The sequence below is a fragment of the Streptomyces sp. NPDC052012 genome (genome assembly GCF_040689265.1).
In the GTDB taxonomy this organism is placed as follows: Bacteria; Actinomycetota; Actinomycetes; order Streptomycetales; family Streptomycetaceae; genus Streptomyces.
The window spans coordinates 1-16,417 of the sequence record NZ_JBFAXA010000045.1 but is presented as its reverse complement, the minus strand read 5'-3'; the positions used below and the strand labels follow the sequence as shown (position 1 = coordinate 16,417).

General features: G+C 72.1%; 16 protein-coding genes. 6 read left to right on the top strand and 10 right to left on the bottom strand.

Going from position 1 to position 16,417, the window contains the following annotated elements; translation table 11 throughout:
* Window positions 1-457 precede the first annotated feature (457 nt).
* The 3 genes from AB0412_RS35480 to AB0412_RS35470 are packed head-to-tail and all read left to right on the top strand — an operon-like array spanning window position 458 to window position 3,459.
* The gene (locus tag AB0412_RS35480; protein WP_366406746.1) at window positions 458-1,633 is read left to right on the top strand and encodes a DUF2092 domain-containing protein; all 1,176 of its coding nucleotides are present in this window, start codon (window positions 458-460) and stop codon (window positions 1,631-1,633) included.
* Window positions 1,634-1,667: 34 nt separating this feature from the next.
* Window positions 1,668-2,600 carry an ABC transporter ATP-binding protein gene (locus tag AB0412_RS35475; RefSeq protein ID WP_366406745.1) on the top strand — a complete coding sequence of 311 codons (933 nt, stop codon included), beginning with the start codon at window positions 1,668-1,670 and terminating at the stop codon, window positions 2,598-2,600.
* Window positions 2,587-3,459 carry an ABC transporter permease gene (locus AB0412_RS35470; RefSeq protein ID WP_366406744.1) on the top strand — a complete coding sequence of 291 codons (873 nt, stop codon included), beginning with the start codon at window positions 2,587-2,589 and terminating at the stop codon, window positions 3,457-3,459. The genes AB0412_RS35475 and AB0412_RS35470 overlap by 14 nt, the downstream gene beginning before the upstream one ends.
* A 47-nt stretch (window positions 3,460-3,506) precedes the next feature.
* On the opposite strand, the gene AB0412_RS35465 is transcribed toward AB0412_RS35470, so the two are convergent.
* From AB0412_RS35465 to AB0412_RS35455, 3 genes are all read right to left on the bottom strand, one after another.
* Window positions 3,507-4,091 (bottom strand): NAD(P)H-dependent oxidoreductase, encoded by a 585-nt coding sequence (locus AB0412_RS35465; RefSeq protein WP_366406743.1) that lies wholly within the window; start codon window positions 4,089-4,091, stop codon window positions 3,507-3,509.
* Between the two features lie 95 nt (window positions 4,092-4,186).
* The gene (locus AB0412_RS35460) at window positions 4,187-5,329 is read right to left on the bottom strand and encodes an amidase (RefSeq protein WP_366406742.1); all 1,143 of its coding nucleotides are present in this window, start codon (window positions 5,327-5,329) and stop codon (window positions 4,187-4,189) included.
* Window positions 5,330-5,355: 26 nt separating this feature from the next.
* Window positions 5,356-5,880, bottom strand: a complete 525-nt coding sequence (locus AB0412_RS35455; protein ID WP_366406741.1) for a DUF6668 family protein — start codon at window positions 5,878-5,880, stop codon at window positions 5,356-5,358.
* 160 nt (window positions 5,881-6,040) lie between these two features.
* On the opposite strand from AB0412_RS35455, the gene AB0412_RS35450 reads away from it, so the two are divergent.
* Entirely contained in the window at window positions 6,041-7,372 is a 1,332-nt protein-coding gene (locus tag AB0412_RS35450; protein ID WP_366406740.1) for a tetratricopeptide repeat protein, read from the top strand.
* Between the two features lie 11 nt (window positions 7,373-7,383).
* On the opposite strand, the gene AB0412_RS35445 is transcribed toward AB0412_RS35450, so the two are convergent.
* Window positions 7,384-8,331 carry a M28 family metallopeptidase gene (locus AB0412_RS35445; protein ID WP_366406739.1) on the bottom strand — a complete coding sequence of 316 codons (948 nt, stop codon included), beginning with the start codon at window positions 8,329-8,331 and terminating at the stop codon, window positions 7,384-7,386.
* A 180-nt stretch (window positions 8,332-8,511) separates the two neighbouring features.
* A complete protein-coding gene (locus tag AB0412_RS35440) occupies window positions 8,512-8,985 on the bottom strand; it encodes a VOC family protein (RefSeq protein WP_366406738.1) in 474 nt (157 codons plus the stop codon).
* A 36-nt stretch (window positions 8,986-9,021) separates the two neighbouring features.
* On the opposite strand from AB0412_RS35440, the gene AB0412_RS35435 reads away from it, so the two are divergent.
* Window positions 9,022-9,633 carry a CGNR zinc finger domain-containing protein gene (locus AB0412_RS35435; RefSeq protein ID WP_366406748.1) on the top strand — a complete coding sequence of 204 codons (612 nt, stop codon included), beginning with the start codon at window positions 9,022-9,024 and terminating at the stop codon, window positions 9,631-9,633.
* 103 nt (window positions 9,634-9,736) lie between these two features.
* Here AB0412_RS35435 and rarD read toward each other — a convergent pair whose 3' ends face one another.
* Both rarD and AB0412_RS35425 read right to left on the bottom strand, forming a co-directional pair.
* On the bottom strand, window positions 9,737-10,750 hold the full coding sequence (gene rarD, locus AB0412_RS35430; RefSeq protein WP_366406737.1) for an EamA family transporter RarD: 1,014 nt from the start codon (window positions 10,748-10,750) through the stop codon (window positions 9,737-9,739).
* A 132-nt stretch (window positions 10,751-10,882) separates the two neighbouring features.
* Window positions 10,883-11,737, bottom strand: coding sequence for an SDR family oxidoreductase (locus AB0412_RS35425; protein ID WP_366406736.1), 855 nt, complete (start codon window positions 11,735-11,737; stop codon window positions 10,883-10,885).
* Between the two features lie 94 nt (window positions 11,738-11,831).
* On the opposite strand from AB0412_RS35425, the gene AB0412_RS35420 reads away from it, so the two are divergent.
* Entirely contained in the window at window positions 11,832-12,233 is a 402-nt protein-coding gene (locus AB0412_RS35420; protein WP_366406735.1) for a helix-turn-helix domain-containing protein, read from the top strand.
* 14 nt (window positions 12,234-12,247) lie between these two features.
* Here the strand turns inward: AB0412_RS35420 and AB0412_RS35415 are convergent, their stop codons facing one another.
* From AB0412_RS35415 to AB0412_RS35405, 3 genes are all read right to left on the bottom strand, one after another.
* A complete protein-coding gene (locus tag AB0412_RS35415) occupies window positions 12,248-13,327 on the bottom strand; it encodes a 2-oxoacid:ferredoxin oxidoreductase subunit beta (RefSeq protein ID WP_366406734.1) in 1,080 nt (359 codons plus the stop codon).
* Window positions 13,320-15,251: a 2-oxoacid:acceptor oxidoreductase subunit alpha gene (locus tag AB0412_RS35410; RefSeq protein WP_366406733.1), complete on the bottom strand. Its 1,932-nt coding sequence runs from the start codon at window positions 15,249-15,251 to the stop codon at window positions 13,320-13,322. Before AB0412_RS35410 ends, AB0412_RS35415 begins: the two co-directional genes overlap by 8 nt.
* Window positions 15,252-15,521: 270 nt before the next feature.
* Entirely contained in the window at window positions 15,522-16,211 is a 690-nt protein-coding gene (locus AB0412_RS35405) for a response regulator transcription factor (RefSeq protein ID WP_366406747.1), read from the bottom strand.
* Window positions 16,212-16,417: the final 206 nt, after the last annotated feature.

Sequence of the window (16,417 nt, the reverse complement as noted above, 5' to 3'; positions counted from 1 at the left end):
GGCCTTCTCCGCCGGCTGGGGCTGGACCGGCCTGCTGCTCGCCACAGCGCTGCAGTTGGTCCCCGACAGTGCGGAGCACGCCGGACACACACCACCGCCCCGTCCCCTCCCCGCCGCGGGCGGCTGCGGCACGCCCACGGTGCACTGTGCTCGCCCGCCGCGCGCGGCTGCGGCCGGTCGTCCCTGCAGCGGCACCCCGCCGGCGCGGGTGAGCGATACCCGCCCTCGTCCGGCCCCGTCGACGGCTGTTCAGCTCCCACCCCCTACTGGTCGGCGGAGGAAACACGTCCCCGTGTCATACCGCAGCAGTACGCGGAGTTGAGCCCGCGGGCTGACGTAACCGGTGCCGGTGTTTGGTCAGATGGAGCACGACGGACATCACCACTCTTCACCGATTCGGGTGAGAATGGCGGCTCAGGGCGAGACCGCCGCCGCCGATCACGGAGGTAGCGCACACATGGCACCGTACGAATCCGACGACAACACCACCGCAGGGGAGGTCGACGAGCCGAGCACGGCCCGGCGCAGGGCCGCGCGGTACGTCGTCCCGGTCACGGTGATGGGCGTGGCGGCCGCGACCATCGGCCTCGTCCCCGCCCTCGCCGACTCCGGTGACCCCGACCTGCCGAAGATCACCGCGGCTCAGCTCATAGAGAAGATCGCGCAGTCGGACGTCGAGCAGCTGTCCGGCACCGTGAAGATCAGCACCGATCTCGGTCTGCCCGACCTCGGCGGGCTGGAGAGCAGCCTCGCGTCCGGTGCGGTGGAGCGCGGTGAGGGCGGCTCCTCCGCCGACCCCTCCACCAAGCTCACGGAGCTGGCGTCCGGCACGCACACCCTGCGCGTCGCCGCCGACGGTCCTGACCGGCAGAAGGTGTCGCTCCTGGAGGACGCCGCCGAGTACAGCCTCATCCACAACGGCAAGGACGTCTGGGGCTACGACAGCAAGTCCAACGAGGTCTACCACGGCACCGTCGACGAGGCCGGCAAGGAGCAGAAGCCGCCGGCCACGCCGAAGGACTTCGCCGAGGAGGCGCTGAAGTCGGTCGACGACACCACGTCCGTGACCGTCGACGGCACCGCCCAGGTGGCGGGCCGGGACGCCTACAAGCTCGTCGTCAAGCCCAAGCAGTCCGGCTCCACGGTCGGCGCGATCAGCATCGCCGTGGACCACGAGACCGGTACGCCGCTGAAGTTCACGCTCACCCCGGCGAGCGGCGGCGCCGCCGTCGTGGACGTCGGCTTCACCAAGGTCAGCTTCGACAGGCCGGCCGCGTCGACGTTCGACTTCAGCCCGCCCAAGGGCGCCAAGGTGACCGAGGAGGGCGAACTCGACCAGGGCAAGCCCGACCCCGAGGCGGAGAAGGAACTCGGCGAGGGGCTCGAGGGGATCAAGGTGCTCGGCGAGGGCTGGAACTCCATCGCCACCTTCGACACCGGTGGCGAGGGCCTGCCGGCCGGTGACGCCGGCGGCTTCCTCGGCTCGCTCGGCGACCAGGTCAAGGGCGACTTCGGCACCGGCACGGTGTTCAGCACGCGCCTGGTCAACGCCCTGCTCACCGAGGACGGCACGGTCTACGTGGGCGCCGTCACCAAGGACGCCCTCGTGAAGGCGGCCGAGGAAGGGAAGTAAGGTCCCCGGGAGCCGACAGGGAACGAGGGAGCCGATGGGCGACGTCATCGTCACGCGTGCGCTCACCAAGCGCTACCGCGGCGGGCAACTCGCCGTCGACGGTCTCGATCTGACCGTCCCGGCGGGCAGCGTCTTCGGCTTCCTCGGCCCCAATGGTTCCGGCAAGACCACCACCATCCGCATGCTGATGGGCCTGATCGAGCCCACCTCGGGCACGGCGCAGGTGCTGGGCCGGGCGATGCCGCGGGCGGCGCGGGCCGTGCTGCCGCAGGTCGGTGCTCTGATCGAAGGGCCCGCTCTGTACGGGTTTCTGTCCGGCCGGGACAATCTGCTGCGCTACGACGCCGCCGACCCGACCGCCGATCCGCGCACCCGGCGGGCCCGGGTCGCCGGCGCGCTGGAGCGGGTGGGGCTGACGGCCGCCGCCGGGAAGAAGGCGAAGGCGTACTCGCTCGGGATGAAGCAGCGGTTGGGGCTCGCGGCGGCGCTGCTCCAGCCGCGCAGGCTGCTGGTCCTCGACGAGCCGACCAATGGGCTCGATCCGCAGGGGATGCGGGAGATCCGCACGCTGATCAGGGAGTTGGCCTCGGACGGCACCACCGTCTTTCTGTCCTCGCACCTGCTCGACGAGATCGAGCAGGTGTGCACGCATGCCGCCGTGATGGCGCAGGGGCGGCTGGTCACCCAGGGGCCGGTCGCCGAGCTGGCGGCGGGGGCGCGCGGGCGATTGGCGGTGGTCACGCCGGATACGGCGGACGCGGCGCGGCTGCTCAAGGAGCAGGGGGTCGGTGATGTCGTCGTCGAGGAGGGGAAGGTGACCGGTGAGGTGCCGGAGGGGGATCTCGCCGAGGTCAACGCCGTGCTGGTGAGGGCCGGGGTCCGCGTGCGCGGGTTCGGGGTCGAACGGGCCTCGCTGGAGGACGCGTTCGTGGCGCTGACCGGGGAGGGCTTCGATGTCGCGGGCTGAGGCGACGGTCCGCGAGGCGCGGTGGCCGTGGACCTTCGGGCTCTTCCGCAGTGAGCTGCTGACGACCTTCCGGCGCTGGCGCACGCTCGCGCTGCTCGGGGTGCTTGCGGCCGTTCCGGTCCTGGTCGGTATCGCGGTGAGGATCGAGACCGGTGACGGTTCGTCGGTCGGCGGGGGAGGCGGCGAGGGGCCCGCCTTCATCTCGCAGATCACGAACAACGGGCTGTTCCTCGTGTTCACCGCGCTGGCCGCGACCCTGCCCTTCTTCCTGCCCATGGCCGTCGGGGTCGTCGCGGGCGACGCCGTCGCCGGCGAGGCCAACGCCGGCACGCTCCGCTACCTCCTGGTCGCCCCGGCGGGCCGCAGCCGCCTGCTGCTCACCAAGTACGCCACCGTCCTGGCGTTCTGCCTGGTCGCCACGCTCGTGGTCGCGGTGTCGGCACTGACCGTCGGCGCGCTGCTGTTCCCGCTCGGCGACCTCACCACCATCTCCGGCACGCGCATCAGCTTCGCCGAGGGTCTCGGCAGGGCGCTGCTCATCGCCCTGGTCGTCGCCGCGTCACTCGTCGGCGTGGCCGCGCTCGGCCTGTTCGTGTCCACCCTCACCAACAGCGGCATCGCGGCCATGGCGACGACCGTGGGACTGCTGATCACGGTCCAGATCCTCGACCAGATCCCCCAACTCGACGCCCTTCACCCCTACTTCTTCTCCCACTACTGGCTGTCCTTCGCCGACCTCATGCGCGAGCCGGTCTACTGGGAGGACCTGACCAGGAACCTCGGCCTCCAGGCCCTGTACGCGGGTGTGTTCGGCTCGGCGGCGTGGGCGAGGTTCACGGCGAAGGACATCACCGCGTAGTGGTCCATGTCCCACCGCGTGCGACGGTGCGGGCGGCGCCCGGGGGGTCAGCCGGCGTCGTACGGGAAGCGGGCGAAGGGGGCTTCCTGGGTGAAGAACGTCTTGGCGCGGGTGAGGGCCTCGGTGTCCTTCAGGACGTCGCCCGGCTTGCTGCCGTTGCCGAGGAGGACGCCGCCGAAACGCATGCCCATGTAGGCGGCGGAGTTGTTGAGGGTGCCGATCAGGGGGTCGGCCACCTCCGGCTCCTCATGGGCGAGCGCGGTGACGCCCCAGAGGGTGCGGCCCGCCATGGTCGCCTTGAAGTCGAGGCCGGGAGTGCGCAGCCAGCCGGACCAGTAGTCGAGGTAGCGCTTGGTCTGGGCGGACACCGAGTACCAGTACAGCGGCGAGGCGATCACCACGTCCGTGGCCGCGAGGGTGGCGTCCAGGAGCAGGGCCACGTCGCCCTCGGTGGGGCGGACGTGGTCGCTGTCGTGGCGCAGGTCCGCGAAGTCGGGCAGCGGGTGGGCGGCCAGGTCGATCCACTGCTGCTCCACCTGCGGCGGCAGTTGTTCCGCGGCCCGGCGGGCCAGCAGTTCGGTGTTGCCGTCGGGGCGGGCGCTGCCCAGGACGAAGAGGAAGCGGCGGGTCATGGTCATCCCCCAGAGAAGCGCCGGGTGACCGGCGCGCGGCGATTACAAGCATGTGCATCATATGCGCGTGCAAGTAATGCGGCAAGCGCGGCCGGTCAGGGGAACGCCCCGTGGGTCTCCGCCTCCCGCGCCACGGCCAGCAGCAGCGCCTCCTGTCCGTGCCGTGCCACCAGCTGGAGCCCGGTCGGGCAGCCGTCGGCGCCGAGGCCGGCCGGGATGCTCAGTGCCGGGTGGCCGCTCAGGTTGAACGCCCAGGTGAGCGCCGTGGAGTAGCGGTCGCCCGGGCCCTCGTGGCCGTGCGGCGCGGTGGGGGCCGTGGGGGTGAGCAGCAGCTCGGCGTCGGCGAGGACGGCGGCCAGGCGGCGGTCGTTCTCCGCGCGGACGCGGTGGGCGTCGGCGAGGTCGCGGGCGAGGTCGCCGTGGCGGGCGGAGGAGCGGGCGCGCAGAGCGAGCCAGGCCGCCGCCGGGTCGAGAAGACGCGGGGGCGTCGAGGGGCGTACGAGACGCAGTACGCCCGCGTCGGCCAGGCGGTCCACCGCCGCCCGGGCCGACGCCACCGGCTCGGGGTCCGGGTCCGCGAACCCGAGATCGGCGGACCAGACGGCGGTCACGGGGAGAGAGGTGCCGGCCGGGGGCCCCTCCCCGGACACCGCTCGCCACCAGGCCGCCGCGTCCGACGCCGTGCGGGTGAGGACGCCGGGGGCCGCCAGACCCGTACGGTCGGGGGAGGGGAGGCGGCCGCCCGTCACCTTCAGGCCCACCACCCCGCACCAGGCCGCCGGGATCCGCACCGACCCCGCCCCGTCGCTGCCGGTCGCCAGCGGGACCAGCCCGGCCGCCACCGCCACCGCCGACCCGGCGGAGGAGCCGCCCGGAGTCCGGTCCGGGCGCCACGGATTGACGGTGCGGCCGTGCGCCCCGAGCCCCCAGGTCTGCCAGTCGGTCCCCGGCCCGGGTACGGAGGTGGCGCCCACGGCGACACACCCGGCCGCGAGCAGCGGATCCGCCGCACGCAGCCCGTGCCGGCCCTTGACCGCGATCGGCACCCCGGCCAGCGGCAGCCGTTCGCCCGCTCCGACCCGCGCCTCCACCTCACCGGCCCGGTGCAACGCCTCCTCGCGCCACACCTCGAGGAACGCGCAGAGCTCCGGGTCGACCCGGTCGATGCGTTCCAGCGCCTGCGCGGTCACGTCGACGGCACGCAGGGTGCGCTCGCGTACGGCGGCGGCGATCTCCACCGCCGGCGGGGGTGGCTCTCCGGCGTTCAGCGCCCTGTTCCTGTCAGCCGGGCCAGAGGTTCCGACTCGCGGGGCGGACGGCCGCTCAGATCACCCAGCCGCCAGTCGGGCACCCACGGCACGCGGTACACGTCGATCACGGACTCGATGAGCCGGACCCGCTGGGCCAGCGGTCGCGGCAGCCGGCCCGGCGCGTCCGCCACCAGCACGACGCCGTCGAGGTCCAGCCCTTGCGGGGCCTTCCCGGTCCGGAACAGCTCCACCGCCGGAAGCACCGAGTCCAGGCCGGTCGCATGCGTCCGCGCGACGAGCAGCACCGACTGCGGAGCACCGGGGCCCGGCCAGGCCGGCCCGCTGTCGTGACCGCCGTAGACCGCGGCGAGCGTGGAGACGCCTGCGCCGCCGTGGGTGCCGACCCAGGAGAACGCCCGGGCGCTCGCCCGTGCGGGGGCGGGATCCGGCGGGCCGCCCGGCCCCGGTACCACCGGCTCCGGCTCCGCCACCGGCCCGCGGAGCCAGATCTCCGGTCCCTGTCGCATGTCTGTCCGCATGCCCCTCTCCTGCCTCGTCATCCCGATCCTCATGCCACAGCCCCTAGCCCCGGACCGGGGCGGACGGGCGTTGGGACGAGCCTGTGACATCGCGGTGACGTGAGAAACGCGAGCGAGCGGACACACTCGAAGACAGGTGTACGACCCGAATGAGGGGACGATGGCTCGACTCAGCCGCGAGAAGAAGCGGGAACACGAAGAGGCCGCCCACGCGCCGGACCCTGCGGCAGTACCGATCGACGTCCATGTCCCCCTTCCCGTCGCCGGGACGGGTGCGGACGCGGGTGTGTCCGGTGCGCCGGTCGGTGCGCCGGGCGGTGCGTCCGTCGGTGGGGTGCCGGTGGTCGCCGGGGCAGGCGAGGAGATCCAGCAGGCCGTGCTGAACCGCCTCCACCGCATCGCCCTCGCCTCCGGTCACGCCGTCCTCGCCACCGTCCACGACGAACGCATCGGCTACGTCGTCCCGCTCCGCGTCGAGCCGGACGGCTCCAGCCACCTGTCGGGGGAGCCGCTGCGGATGGGATCCGCCTCCGCACCGGCCGCTCCCCGCGCCGGGCACGACAAGCCCACCCACCTCCTGCGCCACGTACCGGAACCCGCCCCGGCAACGCCCCAGTCGGCACCGCCTTCGGCACCGGCGCCGGCCACGCCTCCGGCCCCGGTAACGCCTTCGGCACCGGCGCCGGAACCGACGTCAGCACCGGAACCCGTGCGAGACGTCGCCCCGACCTTCCCGTTGCGAGCGGTGCCCGAGCCGCAGGGTCCGAGCGACTCCGCGCCCACCTTCCGGCTGCGGCCCCTGCCCGAGCCCGCGGACGCCGTGCCGCCCGGCACGGTCGCGCCCCCGACGGGTGCGTTCGGGCCGCCTCCGCCCATGGACGCCAGGCCCCACCCGGCCCCGGCCCCCGAGTCCGGCCGGAGCCACGAGCCGCCGCAGGAGCCCGACGGCCTCGGACCCGACCCCAAACCGACCCCGCCCCGCGGATTCGACGCCGTGGCCGAGGCGGTGCTCGGGGACGAACCGCTCGCCGCGCCGGGCGAGGCGCAACTCGCCGAGCCCATGGGGCGGATCAACGACGCGGTACGGGCGGGACGGATCGACACGGCGGCGCGACTGGCCGAGCAGACCGTGACCGAGGCGTCGGCCACGCTCGGACCGGAGCACCCGGAGGTGCTCCGGCTGCGCGAACTCACCGCCTACATCGCCTACTTGGCCGGCGAACCGGTGCGGGCCTTCCGGCTCTCCCTCGACCTCGCCGCGATCTGCCGCCGCACCGGCGACGCGGAGGCCGCCTACGGCAACGTCCGCAGCGCCGCCACCGCCTGGCGGGCGGTGCGCGACCCGCAGCCCGGACTGGAGCTGGGCGGCGAGCTGATCACGCTGTGGACGGAACTCGCCGCCGAGGGCGGCGCCGCCGCCGACGAGATCGAGGAGCTGGAGTCCGCCCGCGCCCGCATGGGCCGCCTGACCGAGCGTGCCCGGCGGGGTTGAGCGGCGTCTCGTTACGCCGACAGCTCCCACACCGCGTACGCGATCGCGTCGCTGTTGCGGTTCAGGGCCGTGTCGTCGATGTTGGCGGTGGTGTCGCAGGAGGAGTGGTAGCAGCGGTCGAAGGCCCGGCCCGCCGTACCGCCCCACTTCGCCGCCTGCGCCGCGGACTTGGTGCGGCTCGCCCCGGTGAACAGACCGCCGACCGGCACGCCCGCGTTCTTGAACGACGCGTGGTCGGAGCGCCCGTCGCCCTCGGTCTCGATCTCCGTGGGGACGCCGATGCCGGTGAAGTACGCCTGGAAGGTCTTCTCGATCGCGGGATCGTCGTCGTAGACGAAGTACCCGGGGTTCGGTGAGCCGATCATGTCGAAGTTGAGGTAGCCGTCGATCCGGGCGCGGTCCCCGCCGGCCAGCCGGCCGACGTAGTAGCGGGAGCCGACCAGCCCGAGTTCCTCGGCGCCCCACCAGGCGAACCGCAGATGTTTGGTGGGCCGGTACTGGGCCCGTGCCACGGCGAGCGCGGTCTCCAGTACGGCGGCCGAGCCGGAACCGTTGTCGTTGATGCCGGGGCCGGAGGAGACGCCGTCGAGGTGGGCGCCCGCCATCACGACCTGGTTCGGGTCGCCGCCGGGCCAGTCGGCGATGAGGTTGTAGCCGGTGCGGCCGGAGGTGGTGAACTGCTGGACGGTGGTGGTGAACCCGGCCGCGTCCAGCTTGGCCTTCACGTAGTCGAGCGATGCCTTGTAGCCGGGGCGGCCGTGGGCGCGGTTGCCGCCGTTGGCGGTGGCTATGGACTGCAGTTGCGTGAGGTGCGCCTTGACGTTGGCCAGGGGGATGTCGGGTGCGGCGGCGGTGCGCGGGGGTGCCGCTGCCGCGTCGGCGAGGGTGCCGCCGGCCAGGAGGGTGACCATCGCGACGGCACCGGCCGCAGCCGCACGGGTGGAAACGGAGAGCTTCATGTGGGGGCTCCGAGTTCCTTGGGGAAGCCCGTGGGTCGGGTGCCCACAGGCACGCCACGGTGAAGTGGGTGCCTGGATGGTGAACGTGGGCTGACTCTCCGTCAAGAGCGATATCAGGACAGCGTGTTGCGTATATCGGAGGGTGGGGTGAGCACCGCCACACCCCCTCGGGCCGACCTGTCACTGCACGCAGAACTCGTTGCCCTCCGGGTCCAGCATCACGGTCCACGTCCCGCCGGGCTCCTGCACCTGGCGCAGCACGCTCGCGCCGAGCTGCTCCAGCCGTGCGACCTCCGCCTCGCGGCGTCCCTCGCCCGCGTGGACGTCGAGGTGGAGCCGGTTCTTGACCGTCTTCGCCTCCGGGACCCGCTGGAACAGCAGCCGCCGGCCCAGTCCGGTGCCGCTGCCCTCCTCGAAGGGGTCGTCCGGGTGCCGGACGGCGATCAGGTCCCGGAACGCGCGGCGGCCGTGGTGCTCGACGATGATCTCGGGGGGTACGACGCCGGCGTCGAGCAGCTTCTCGATGAGGGCGCTGTTGTCCTCCACCACGTAACCGAGTGCGGCGGCCCAGAAGTCCGCCTGTGCGTGCGGGTCGCCCGCGTCGATGACGAGCTTCCAGTGCAGAGGAGTGGATGGTGCCGGTGGCTGTGTCATGTAACTGGTTATAGTGGTTACGTGAGCGGTCGTGCAATGGAAACGCCGGGAGACGGCCCCGGTCTCACTCTGGTCTCGCATCAAGGGACGCCCTACCGGTTCGACCCGGGCGCCCTGTGTCTGGAGCTGTTGCCGACCGGCGGTCCGGGGGCTCTCGCGCGCTTCGAGGTGCTGCACGCGCCGGCGGATCTGGTGGCCTGGGCGGGGCGCAGTCGTCTCGCGGAGGGACTCGACCTGACCGTCGACGAGGGTGAGCTGGAGCGGGCGCGTGCCCTGCGGGACGCGCTGTTCCGGCTCGCCGCCGACCGTGCCCACGGGCGTCCGCTCCGGGCCGGGGACCTGGATCACGTCAATGCCGCCGCGGCCGAGCCGCCGCTGGTCTCGCGCATGGGGGCGGACGGCACTCGTAGCTGGGCCCGGGGTGCGACGGGGACGCAGCTGCTGTCGACCGTCGCCCGCGACGCGATCGACCTGTTCACCGGCCCCTACGCCGACCGCATCCGCGAGTGCGGCGCGCACGACTGCCGCCTGCTCTTCGTCGACACCTCCCGCCCCGGCCGCCGCCGCTGGTGCGCGATGGAACACTGCGGCAACCGCGAGAAGGTCCGCGCCCACCGAGCGCGCCGTGCGCCCCGGGCAGGCGCGTAGTACCGCCCGGGCCGTCGGCCGTCGCCGATGCGCGGGCTACCGGTGAGCCCTCACGGGGGCTACCTGCGGGCCGTCGCGCGGGCTACAGGCGGGCCGCCGCGGGCTACGGGCGGGCCTCCAGCGGGTCGGTCTCCGGCCCGGCGGGCACGCTCTGCGCCTGCCGCACGGGGCTCACCGTGTCCGTGGTCATGGTGGGCCTGTTCCTCTCGGCGGCGAGCGTGCGGGCGGCGCGGCGGGCGGTGCGCAGGGCGTCCCAGGTGAGCAGGGTCAGCGCCAGCCAGACCAGCGCGAAACCGGCCCAGCGCTCCGGCGGCATGGCCTCCTTGAAGTAGAGGACGCCGAGCAGGAACTGGAACACCGGAGCCAGGTACTGCAGCAGCCCCAGCGTGGACAGGGGCACCCGGATCGCGGCGGCGCCGAAGCAGACCAGGGGGAGCGCGGTGACGATCCCGGTCGCGGCGAGCAGCGCCGCGTGCCCCGCGCCCTCCGCGGCGAAGGTGGACTCGCCCTGCGCGCTCAGCCACAGCAGATAGCCGAGGGCGGGCAGGAACTGGATCGCGGTCTCGGCGGCCAGCGACTCCACACCGCCGAGGTTGACCTTCTTCTTCACCAGTCCGTAGGTGGCGAAGGAGAAGGCGAGGCAGAGCGAGATCCACGGCGGGCGGCCGTAGCCGACGGTGAGGACGAGCACCGCCGCGGCGCCGACGCCCACCGCCGCCCACTGCACCGGCCGCAGCCGCTCCTTCAGCAGCAGGACACCCATCGCGATGGTGACCAGCGGGTTGATGAAGTAGCCGAGGGAGGCCTCGACCACGTGCCCGGAGTTCACGGACCAGATGTAGACGCCCCAGTTGACGGTGATCACCGCTGCGGCGACCGTGACCAGCGCCAGCTTGCGCGGCTGCCGCAGCAGCTCACCGAGCCACGCCCAGCGGCGCACGACGAGCAGCGCGGCGGCGACGAAGAACAGCGACCAGACCATCCGGTGGGCGAGGATCTCCACCGCCCCGGCGGGCTTGAGCAGGGGCCAGAACAGGGGCACGAGCCCCCACATCCCGTACGCCGCGAAGCCGTTCAGCAGTCCTATGCGCCGCTCTGCGGCCGACTTCCCGGTCACGGGCCCCTCCTTCTTGCCTGACGCGTGCCCTGTGCGAGCGCAGCTCGCCCGGACGACGGTAACGCCGGACAACCCCATCTGTCATGCCCGTATCGGCATACGGTCATGACAGACGGGGAGGGAGTGCGGAGGTCAGCCCTTGAGCGCCGCGGCGATCGCGTCCGCGAGCGGCGTGGTCGGACGGCCGGCCAGGCGGGACAGATCGCCGCCGTCCACGACCAGCTCCCCCTTCGCGATGGACGCGTCGACGTCCGCGAGGACCCCGGCCAGCGGACCGGGCAGACCGGCCCCGGTGAGGATGCCGGTGAGCGCCTCCGGCGTGACCGGGGTGTAGGTGATCTCCCGGCCGGTCTGCCGGCTCAGCTCGGCCGCGTACTCGGCGAAGCTCCACGCATGGTCGCCGCCCAGCTCGTACGTCGCGTTCTCGTGCCCCTCACCGGTGAGCACGGCCACGGCGGCCGCCGCGTAGTCGGCGCGCGCGGCGGACGAGACCCGGCCCTCGCCGGCGGCGGCGACCACCGTGCCGTGCTCCAGCACGGGGGCCAGGTTCTCGGTGTAGTTCTCGTGGTACCAGCCGTTGCGCAGCAGCGTGTAGGGGACGCCCGAGGCGAGCAGCGCCTCCTCCGTGCCGCGGTGGTCGTCGGCGAGCGCGGCGGTGAGGCGCCCCGGGGCGCTGGTGTAGGCGAGCAGGGCGACACCGGCGGCCCTGGCGGCGTCGATGACCACCTTGTGCTGCTGGACCCGGCCCTTGTCGACCTCGCTGCCGGAGATCAGCAGCACCCGGTCGCCGGCCGCGAACACGCCGTCGAAGCTCTCCGGCGCGTTGTAGTCGGCGACCGCGATCCGCACGCCGCGCGCCGCGAAGCCGGCGGCCTTGTGCGCGTCGCGCACGACGACGGTGACGCGGTCGGCCGGGACCTTCTCCAGCAGCTGCTCCACGACGTGACGGCCGAGCTTTCCGGTGGCGCCGGTGACGACGATGCTCATGATCAGAACTCTCCCTGGGGGTTGCGTACTGCTCACTCACCCTAGGAAAGCGGCTCTCTTTCGGTAAGTACCCACCTCAAAGTAAGGTACTGGCATGACAGTAAGCAGGGTGAGCAGCGACGGCGAGGCGATGTGCCCGTATCGCCTGGTCCTCGAGCACGTCACCAGCCGCTGGGGCGTCCTGGCGCTCATCGCGCTGCTGGAGCGGCCGTACCGATTCAGCGAGCTGCGCCGGGAGATCGGCAGGACCGGCCGGGACGTCAGCGAGAAGATGCTCACGCAGACGCTGCAGACCCTGGAGCGGGACGGCTTCGTCCACCGCGACGCCCACCCCGTCATCCCGCCACGCGTCGACTACTCCCTCACCGAGCTGGGCCGGGAGGCCGCCGAACAGGTGCGGTCCCTGGCGGAGTGGACCGAGCGGCGCATGGCCGACGTCGAGCGGGCCCGGCAGGCATACGACGAGGCCCGGGCCGCGCGGGCCCGGGCCTCGTAACGACGGCGCCGTCGTCAGCCGACGACCGTCCAGGTGTCGCCGCCCGCCATCAGCGCGGCCAGGTCGCCCTTGCCGTGCTGTTCGATGGCGGTGTCGAGCTGGTCGGCCATCTGCGTGTCGTACACCGGCCGGTCCACGGACCGGAACACGCCGATCGGGGTGTGGTGCAGGGTGTCCGGGTCGGCCAGGCGGGACAGCGCGAACGCGGTGGTCGGCGACGCCGCGTGCGCGTCGTGGACCAGGACCTCGGCCTCGTTGTCCGGCGTCACCGTGACGACCTTGAGGTCGCCCGTGGCCCGGTCCCGTACGACGCCCCGGGAGCCGTTGCTGCCGAAGCGGATCGGCTGTCCGTGCTCCAGGCGGATCACCGCCTCCTCCGCCTGCTGACGGTCCTTGAGCACCTCGAATGCACCGTCGTTGAAGATGTTGCAGTTCTGGTAGATCTCCACCAGCGCCGTGCCCGGATGGGCCGCGGCCTGGCGCAGCACCTCGGTGAGGTGCTTGCGGTCCGAGTCCACCGTGCGGGCCACGAAGGACGCCTCCGCGCCGATCGCCAGCGACACCGGGTTGAACGGCGCGTCCAGCGAGCCCATCGGAGTCGACTTGGTGATCTTGCCGACCTCGGAGGTGGGGCTGTACTGCCCCTTGGTGAGGCCGTAGATCCGGTTGTTGAACAGGAGGATCTTCAGGTTGACGTTGCGGCGCAGCGCGTGGATCAGGTGGTTGCCGCCGATGGACAGCGCGTCGCCGTCGCCCGTGACCACCCAGACGGACAGATCCCGGCGGGAGGCCGCCAGGCCCGTGGCGATGGCCGGGGCGCGGCCGTGGATGGAGTGCATCCCGTAGGTGTTCATGTAGTACGGGAAGCGGGACGAGCAGCCGATGCCGGAGACGAAGACGATGTTCTCCCGGGCCAGCCCCAGCTCGGGCATGAAACCCTGCACGGCGGCCAGGATGGCGTAGTCGCCGCAGCCGGGGCACCAGCGCACTTCCTGATCGGACTTGAAGTCCTTCATGGACTGCCTGCCCTCGGTCTTCGGGACGAGGGAAAGCGCCTCGATCGTGCCCGTGCCTTCCCTGGACGTCTCAGCCATCGATGGCCTCCTTCAGAGCCTTTGCGAGCTGCTCCGCCTTGAACGGCATGCCGTTGACCTGGTTGTACGAGTGAGCGTCGACCAGATACTTCGCCCTGATGAGCGTGGCGAGCTGACCGAGGTTCATCTCGGGGATCACCACCTTGTCGTAGCGCTTCACGACCTCACCGAGGTTCTTCGGGAACGGGTTGAGGTGCCGCAGGTGCGCCTGCGCGACGGACTCCCCGGCGGCGCGCAGCCGGCGGACGGCCGCGGTGATCGGGCCGTAGGTCGAGCCCCAGCCCAGGACGAGGGTCCGCGCTTCGTGCGGGTCGTCGACCTCGACGTCCGGCACGTCGATGCCGTCGATCTTCGCCTGCCGGGTGCGGACCATGAAGTCGTGGTTGGCCGGGTCGTAGGAGATGTTGCCCGTGCCGTCCTGCTTCTCGATGCCGCCGATGCGGTGCTCCAGGCCGGGGGTGCCGGGGACGGCCCAGGGGCGCGCGAGCGTCTGCGGATCGCGCTTGTACGGCCAGAACACCTCGGTGCCGTCGTCCAGGGTGTGGTTGGGGCCCTGCGTGAACTGCACCTGGAGATCCGGCAGCTCCTCCAGGTCCGGGATGCGCCACGGCTCGGAGCCGTTGGCCAGGTAGCCGTCGGAGAGGAGGAACACCGGGGTGCGGTAGGCGAGCGCGATCCGGGCGGCCTCCAGGGCGGCGTCGAAGCAGTCGGCCGGGGTGCGGGGGGCGACGACGGGCACCGGGGCCTCGCCGTTGCGGCCGTACATGGCCTGGAGGAGGTCGGCCTGCTCGGTCTTGGTGGGCAGTCCCGTCGACGGACCGCCGCGCTGGATGTCCACGATGAGGAGCGGGAGCTCCAGGGAGACGGCGAGGCCGATCGTCTCGGACTTCAGGGCCACACCCGGGCCGGACGTGGTGGTCACGGCCAGCGAACCGCCGAACGCCGCACCGAGGGCCGCGCCGATGCCGGCGATCTCGTCCTCGGCCTGGAAGGTGCGCACACCGAAGTTCTTGTGCTTGCTGAGCTCGTGCAGGATGTCCGACGCCGGGGTGATCGGGTACGAGCCCAGGAACAGCGGCAGGTCCGCCTGGCGGGACGCGGCGATCAGTCCGTAGGACAGGGCGAGGTTGCCGGAGATGTTGCGGTACACGCCCGGGGGGAACGCGGTCGCGGCCGGGGCTACCTCGTACGAGACCGCGAAGTCCTCCGTGGTCTCGCCGAAGTTCCAGCCCGCGCGGAACGCGGCGATGTTCGCCGCCGCGATGTCCGGCTTCTTCGCGAACTTGCTGGTCAGGAACTTCTCCGTGCCCTCGGTCGGGCGGTGGTACATCCAGCTCAGCAGGCCCAGCGCGAACATGTTCTTGCTGCGCTCGGCCTCCTTGCGGGTGAGGTCGAACTCCTTCAGCGCCTCCACGGTGAGGGTCGTCAGCGGCACCGGGTGCACGTTGTAACCGTCGAGGGAGCCGTCCTCCAGCGGGTTCGTCTCGTAGCCGACCTTCTGCATCGCCCGCTTGGTGAACTCGTCCGTGTTGACGATGATCTCCGCGCCCCGCGGCAGATCGGCGATGTTCGCCTTCAGCGCGGCCGGGTTCATCGCCACCAGGACGTTCGGCGCGTCACCGGGGGTGAGGATGTCGTGGTCGGCGAAGTGGAGCTGGAAGGACGACACACCCGGCAGGGTGCCGGCGGGCGCGCGGATCTCGGCCGGGAAGTTCGGCAGCGTCGACAGGTCGTTGCCGAAGGACGCGGTCTCCGAGGTGAAACGGTCACCGGTGAGCTGCATGCCGTCACCCGAGTCCCCCGCGAACCTGATGATCACTCGGTCCAGACGGCGGACGTCCTTGGACCCCGTCGCCGCTGTGCGCTGCTCTCCTACGACTGCTCCGTCGGCGTGCTCCGCTGGGCTGCTGACCTGGCTGGTCACTGAACTGGACCTCCCTCGAGGCGGCTGTCCGGGCCGGACCTTCCCGCAGGTCCTCCCTGGATCAACCCTACGACCGTAAGGGTCGCCTTCCTTGGGTGATTCGCATGTTGGACATCGGTTTGGGATGTCCCGGCGCCTTGATCTCTACCGGTTCTCCCTGGAATGCCGCTGGTGCGGCGCCCCTCGGACCTTTTCCACCTTTGCGTAGGAGACGCAGCCTCTTCGCGTCGCGGTTCGGCCGCACGAGGGGCAGGAACAGGAACGGCGGGCTCAGGAATTGAGGTAGGTGAGCACGGCCAGTACGCGCCGGTGGTCGCCCTCGCTCTGGGAGAGGCCCAGCTTCAGGAAGATGTTGCTGACGTGCTTCTCGACGGCGCCGTCGCTCACCACCAGCTGCCTGGCGATCGCGGAGTTCGTCCGCCCCTCGGCCATCAGGCCCAGGACCTCCCGCTCACGGGGGGTGAGTCCCGCGAGTACGTCCTGCTTGCGGCTACGGCCGAGCAGCTGCGCGACGACCTCCGGGTCCAGGGCCGTACCGCCCTGGGCCACGCGCACCACCGCGTCCACGAACTCACGCACTTCGGCTACCCGGTCCTTGAGCAGATAGCCGACGCCCCGGCTGGAACCCGCGAGCAACTCCGTGGCGTAGCGCTCCTCCACGTACTGCGACAGCACGAGGACGCCGAGGTCGGGGTGCGCCTTGCGCAGCTGTACGGCCGCGCGGACGCCCTCGTCGGTGTGGGTGGGAGGCATGCGTACGTCGGCCACGACCACGTCGGGCAGCTCGCCCTGGGCGTCCAGTTCTGTGATGGTCTTGATCAGCGCGTTGCCGTCGCCGACGCCCGCGACGACGTCGTGTCCCCGGTCGGTGAGCAGGCGTGTCAGGCCCTCCCGCAGCAAGACGGAATCCTCGGCGATGACCACCCGCACTCTGTCCTCCACGATCTCGTCCCCCCGCATCCCCGTAGTCATGGGGTCCAGCATTCCAGCATCCGGGGGACGATGCCGCCGGTTCGCTCCGCGGGGTGGGCGGGGGTTCGGGTGCGGGGCCGGTGGGGGTGCGCGTGGCCGTGCCTGCGGCGCCAGTGCGGCTTCGGTGGGGGTGCGCGTAGCGCCTACGGGTGGTGGGTGGGGCGGGGCCGGGGCGGTGGTGTCCGTCCTCGGTC

Excerpts from the sequence above, each read along its gene's own strand:
- AB0412_RS35480 (WP_366406746.1), top strand. The coding sequence starts at position 458 with ATGGCACCGTACGAATCCGACGACAACACCACCGCAGGGGAGGTCGAC.
- AB0412_RS35475 (WP_366406745.1), top strand. The coding sequence starts at position 1,668 with ATGGGCGACGTCATCGTCACGCGTGCGCTCACCAAGCGCTACCGCGGC.
- AB0412_RS35470 (WP_366406744.1), top strand. The coding sequence starts at position 2,587 with ATGTCGCGGGCTGAGGCGACGGTCCGCGAGGCGCGGTGGCCGTGGACC.
- AB0412_RS35465 (WP_366406743.1), bottom strand. The coding sequence starts at position 4,091 with ATGACCCGCCGCTTCCTCTTCGTCCTGGGCAGCGCCCGCCCCGACGGC.
- AB0412_RS35455 (WP_366406741.1), bottom strand. The coding sequence starts at position 5,880 with ATGCGGACAGACATGCGACAGGGACCGGAGATCTGGCTCCGCGGGCCG.
- AB0412_RS35450 (WP_366406740.1), top strand. The coding sequence starts at position 6,041 with ATGGCTCGACTCAGCCGCGAGAAGAAGCGGGAACACGAAGAGGCCGCC.
- AB0412_RS35445 (WP_366406739.1), bottom strand. The coding sequence starts at position 8,331 with ATGAAGCTCTCCGTTTCCACCCGTGCGGCTGCGGCCGGTGCCGTCGCG.
- AB0412_RS35440 (WP_366406738.1), bottom strand. The coding sequence starts at position 8,985 with ATGACACAGCCACCGGCACCATCCACTCCTCTGCACTGGAAGCTCGTC.
- AB0412_RS35435 (WP_366406748.1), top strand. The coding sequence starts at position 9,022 with ATGGAAACGCCGGGAGACGGCCCCGGTCTCACTCTGGTCTCGCATCAA.
- AB0412_RS35425 (WP_366406736.1), bottom strand. The coding sequence starts at position 11,737 with ATGAGCATCGTCGTCACCGGCGCCACCGGAAAGCTCGGCCGTCACGTC.
- AB0412_RS35420 (WP_366406735.1), top strand. The coding sequence starts at position 11,832 with ATGACAGTAAGCAGGGTGAGCAGCGACGGCGAGGCGATGTGCCCGTAT.
- AB0412_RS35415 (WP_366406734.1), bottom strand. The coding sequence starts at position 13,327 with ATGGCTGAGACGTCCAGGGAAGGCACGGGCACGATCGAGGCGCTTTCC.
- AB0412_RS35405 (WP_366406747.1), bottom strand. The coding sequence starts at position 16,211 with ATGCGGGGGGACGAGATCGTGGAGGACAGAGTGCGGGTGGTCATCGCC.